This is a genomic window from Mesorhizobium sp. M7A.F.Ca.CA.004.06.1.1 (genome assembly GCF_003999135.1).
In the GTDB taxonomy this organism is placed as follows: Bacteria; Pseudomonadota; Alphaproteobacteria; order Rhizobiales; family Rhizobiaceae; genus Mesorhizobium.
Window position 1 is genome coordinate 1 of record NZ_RZPQ01000419.1, and the last position, 5184, is coordinate 5184.

At 64.7% G+C, this 5184-nt stretch carries 4 protein-coding genes and 1 pseudogene; all 5 read left to right on the plus strand.

The genetic code is table 11. The features are described 5' to 3' along the window. Positions 1-1844 (plus strand): LuxR C-terminal-related transcriptional regulator (locus tag EN906_RS22230; protein WP_127375371.1); only part of this gene is annotated, 1844 nt, incomplete at its 5' end. 84 nt (positions 1845-1928) lie between these two features. Further along, on the plus strand, positions 1929-3050 hold the full coding sequence (locus EN906_RS22235; protein WP_127267844.1) for a class II histone deacetylase: 1122 nt from the start codon (positions 1929-1931) through the stop codon (positions 3048-3050). Positions 3051-3054: 4 nt separating this feature from the next. Then, on the plus strand, positions 3055-3915 hold the full coding sequence (locus tag EN906_RS22240; protein WP_127375372.1) for a branched-chain amino acid ABC transporter permease: 861 nt from the start codon (positions 3055-3057) through the stop codon (positions 3913-3915). Positions 3916-3991: 76 nt separating this feature from the next. Next, on the plus strand, positions 3992-4930 hold the full coding sequence (locus EN906_RS22245) for an ABC transporter substrate-binding protein (protein ID WP_027038073.1): 939 nt from the start codon (positions 3992-3994) through the stop codon (positions 4928-4930). 97 nt (positions 4931-5027) lie between these two features. Beyond that, positions 5028-5184: pseudogene (locus tag EN906_RS39020) on the plus strand (sugar phosphate isomerase/epimerase); the annotation flags it as partial.

The window sequence follows — 5184 nt, forward strand, 5'->3', positions numbered from 1 at the left end:
CCGATGCCGAGGCGGCGATTACCGAGATCGAGACGCGCAACCTGTTCCTGGTGCCGCTCGACGAAGAACGGCGCTGGTTCCGCTACCATCATCTGTTCCGCGATTTCCTCAGCCGAGAAATGGAGCGGCGCGAACCGGAGATGATCGCGCCGCTGCATCTGGCGGCCGCCGAATGGTTCGGCGAGCGCAAGATGCTGACAGAGGCGATCGGGCACGCGTTGGCCGCCGGCGACCAGGCCCGCGCGGCGGTGTTCGTCGAGAACAATGCGCTCGACCTCATCGCCCAGTGCCAGCTCCTCTATGTGCGTCAGTTGCTTGCGCTGCTGCCGAGGACGCTGATTGACCAGCGCATCCGGCTGCAACTCGTCGTGCTGTGGCTGGCGGTGCACAGCAGCCAACCCGAGATTGCGCAGCAGACGCTTAGCAACGCGCGCAAGCTGGTCGAGGCCGGACCGGCCGACGGCAGTGACCCGGGCACCATGACCGGCACGACGATAAAGGCCGAGCTCGTGGTCCTCGCCGCTGCCGTGCACAGCACGCTGGAGCAGTTCGATCAGGCGCGCGACACAGCCCTTGCGGCCCTGCGCGTCATCGCGCCCGATGCCTGGTTCATGGAGGGCGCGACCGCCAACGTCATAGGCTACAACCTCTATGCGCTGGGCGACCTCGAAGGTGCCCGCGCCGCCATCGACGCGGCACGACGGGCGCACGAGCGAAGCGGCAGCCTGCTCGGCGTCACCATCGCCAATTGCTACATGGCCGTGATCGAGCGTTCGGCGGGCCGCCTGCCCGCCGCAGAGCGGCTGCTGCGCAACGCCATCATCGAAGCCAGGGCGCGGATCGGTGCAAACTCCTATGCCGAAGCCCTAGCCGGAACGCTGCTTGCCGAACTCGCCTACGAGACCAATGCGTCGGGCGAGGCGTTGACGCTGGTCGAGAATCTCGGACCGCAGATCGAAGGCGCGGCGGTCATCGTCTATCCCCTGGCCAGCGTGCCGACCTATGCCCGCGTGCTGCAGCTGACGGGCCGCACCGAAGCGGCATTGGATATGCTGGAGCGCGTCTATCAACGCGTGCGCGGCACGGTGTATCGCCGCCTGGCATCGATGATCGTGCATGACCGCATACGCGTGCTGCTCGACCAGAGCCGCAATGCTGAGGCGCGCGCGCTGCTGACCGAGCATCGCGGCGAAGGGACCGAGGCTTCGATGGCCATCACCACAGCCAACGAGTTCGAGTTCTTCGCCGAAGGCCGCCTGCTGACGGCCGAGAAATCCTATGCCGCGGCCGCCCGAATTTTCGACGAATTGTTGGTGCGAACGAAAAGCAGCGGGCGCATGCGCCGCCATATCCTCGCGCTGATCCTGCGCGCCAAGGCAGTCAGCGCCACCCATGACCAACGCGTGGCGGACCGTTATCTTCTCGAAGCACTTCGTCTTGCTCAGCCGTCAGGCTTCATCCGTTCCTTCGTCGACGAGGGAAGGCCTGTTATCGACGGGTTGATGCGGCTGCGTGCGGCCCAGGCAAAGACCGATCCAGCACTGTCAGCCTATGCCACGCGCATCATCGACGCCGCGCAGACAATGCCTGCCGCGACTCGCAAGCTGGCCGCACCAGCCGCTGAGAAGGAACAGCTCACCCAGCGCGAGGCCGAACTGCTGCGCTATCTCACTGAGGGCATGTCCAATCGCGATATCGCCTTGGCGCTGTCGGTGAGCGAAACCACGGTGAAATGGCACCTGAAGAACATTTTCGGCAAGCTTGCGGTATCCAACCGGGTGCAGGCGGTGCGCGCCGCGCAAGGGTCAGCAGGCGCCCATCCCCCTCCGAAGGGAGGGGTATAGAATAACGGGCACAACCCCTCTTTCGGGTCGGGCCACATGATCGTCAGCCTGCTAGCGTCACCTGGTTTTCGGAGGACGCTGCGGATGGCGACAGGCTACGTTTTTCACGAACAGCTGATGTGGCACGACACCGGCCCCAGCGCCGACATGATGCCGCCCGGCCGTTTCGTGGAACCCGGCCGCCATCTGGAATCGCCCGGCTCGAAGCGCCGGCTGAACAACCTCATCCAGGTCAGTGGCCTGTCGCGTCATCTGGTGCCGATCATCCCAGAGCCAGTCTCGATCGAGGACCTGCTGCGCGTGCACACGCAACGCCATGTCGACGATATCCGCATGCTGAGCGAACGTGGCTCCGGTTTCGCCGGACCACAGGCGCCGATCGGTCTCAACAGCTTCGACATCGCGCTGCTGTCTGCCGGCACCACCTATGCCGCCATGCGCGCGGTGCTGACCGGCCGCGTCGACAATGCCTATGCGTTGGCGCGGCCGCCGGGGCATCATGCCGAACCCGACCAGGCGATGGGCAACTGCCTGTTCTCCAACATCGGCGTTGCTGTCCGCCGGCTGCAGCATGAAGGTTTGCTCGGGCGCGCGGCGATAGTCGACTGGGATGTGCACCACGGCAACGGCACCGAGACGGTGTTCTATTCCGACCCGTCGGTGCTGACCATTTCCGTGCATCAGGACAATCTCTACCCGACCGGGCGCGGTGCGCTGGCCGACAACGGGAAAGATGCCGGCAAAGGCTACAACATGAACATACCTCTGCCGGGGGGCAGCGGCACCGGCGCCTATGAAGCGGCTTTCGACCGCGTCATCGCACCTGCGCTGCGCGCCTACAGACCGGACCTCGTCATCGTCGCTTCCGGCTTCGATGCGTCAGGCTTTGATCCGCTCGGCCGCATGATGCTCAACAGCGAATGCTTCAGGCGGCTCGCCGCGCGCATGGTGGCGCTGGCCGCCGAGACCTCGCAAGGGCGTCTGATCATGACCCATGAGGGCGGCTACTCCGAAGGTTATGTGCCGTTCTGCGGCCATGCCGTCATCGAGACGCTGGCCAATCACCGTACCGAAGTGGTCGATCCGCTGTCGGACCATATCGACGAGTGGGCTGGGCAGGATCTGCAGCCACACCAGGCTGCTGCGATCGATGCCGCAGAGGGGCTGCTCGCCGGCCTGCGCCAACGTCTCGCAAGCGCGGCCTGACGCGATGGATTTTCTCATCACCACGCTGCTCAACGCGCTGACGCTGATCAGCATCCTGATGCTGGTCGGGCTCGGGCTGGCGATCAGCTTCGGGCTGATGAACGTGACCAATTTGGCGCATGGCGAGTTCGTCACCGTCGGTGCTTTCGCGGTCTATTTCGTCCAGAGCATGGGCGGCTCGTTCTGGCTGGGCCTGGCCGCCGCGCCCATCGCCGGCGCGGTGGTCGGCTGTATCCTCGAATTCGCCATCATCCGCCATCTCTATTCCAGGCCTGTCTCGACCGTGCTCGCCACCTGGGGCGTCAGCCTGATCCTGCAGCAAGGGCTGGAACTGACCTTCGGCCTCGGCGCCAAGCCGGTGACGCCGCCGATCGAGGGCACGCTCGATCTCGTCTTCACCGTCTATCCGGCCTACCGGCTGATCCTGATCGGCATCGCCATGCTGACCTTGCTCGGCGTCATCCTGCTGATCAGCCGGACGCCCTTCGGCCTCGATATCCGAACCGTCATCCAGAACCGCGAGATGGCCGAGGGCGTCGGCATCAACACGCGGCGTACCTACGCCATTGCCTTCACCTTCGGCGCGGCCATCGCCGGGCTTGCCGGCGGACTGGTCGCGCCACTGGCGATCGTGCTGCCGCAGATGGGGGTGAACTATCTCGCCAACGCCTTCTTCGTCGTCATCGTCGGCGGCGTCGGCTCGATCTGGGGTACGCTGATCGGCGGCCTGATCATCGCGGTGCTCTCCAATGGGCTCATCTTGGCCGGTGTCTCCGACATCTGGCAGTACATCATCAAGGGATTGGTCATCATCGTGGCGGTCGCCCTCGACCGCTACAGGCTCCAGGCAGGAGCAAGAACGTGATTGACCTTAGTCGCCGGCGTCAACGACCGGTTTGTGTAACGCACCGTGAGAGGCGCGGGGCAATCGGAGGAAAGCAATGAAGACCATCGCCAAACTGCTCTGCGGCGTCGCACTCGCGTCGCTCGCCATCGCGCCTGCTTCGGCCAAGGACCTCAACAAGGTCGGTATCTCGGTCGGCCTGCTCGGCAATCCCTTCTTCGTCGCCACCATCAAGGGCATCGAGGACGCGGCCAAGAAGATCAACCCGAAGGTCGAGGTGACCTCGGTATCGGCCGACTATGACCTCAACAAGCAGGTCTCGCAGGTCGATTCGTTCATCGCCGCCGGCGTCGACGTGATCATGCTCAATGCCGTCGACGCCAAGGCGATCGCGCCGGCGGTGAAGAAGGCGCAAGCCGCGGGTATCGTCGTTGCCGCCTTCGACGTTTCGGCGCCGGGCGCCGACGTCACCGTGATGACCAACAACGTCAAGGCCGGCGAAGAGGCCTGCCAGTACCTGGTCGACCACACCGGCGGCAAGGGCGACTACGTCATCCTCAACGGACCGGCATCGTCCTCGATCCTGGAGCGGGTGAAGGGCTGCAAGAACGTGCTGGCGCAGCATCCCGACATCAAGATCCTCTCCGACGACCAGAATGCCGAAGGCTCGCGCGACGGCGGCCTGAAGGTGTTCCAGTCGCTGCTCACCCGCTTCGACAAGATCGATGCGGTGTTTGCCATCAATGACCCGACGGCGATCGGCGCCCAGCTTGCGGCCAAGCAGCTCAACCGTTCGGAATTCATCTTCACCGCCGTCGACGGCGCGCCCGATATCGAGAAGGAACTCTCCTCCGGCACCTCGATGATCAAGGCCTCGGCCTCGCAGGATCCTTACGTGATGGCCGGCCAGTCACTGACGATGGCGGCCGAACTGCTGGCCGGCAAGAAGCCGGCGGAGCCGACCGTGCTGCTCGACCCGAAGCTGATCACGGCCGAGAACCTGAAGGACTACAAGGGCTGGACCGCGGCCCGCTAAACGTCCCTCAGCAGCGTGCGGCCGGGATCACCCGGCCGCACGTCTTGTCCAGGCATCGGTTCCCCAATGGGGTCGATGCGCAGCACCGGAGACGATGATGTCGCGTATTGGAATCCATTCTTTCGTCTGGTCGGCGGGCTCGGCCCAGGCCGATCTCGAGCGCACGCTGGCCAACACCAGGGAGGCCGGCTTCGACCTCATCGAATTCTCCTATCTCGATCCCGCCAATGTCGACATCGGCGGGCTTGCCCGGC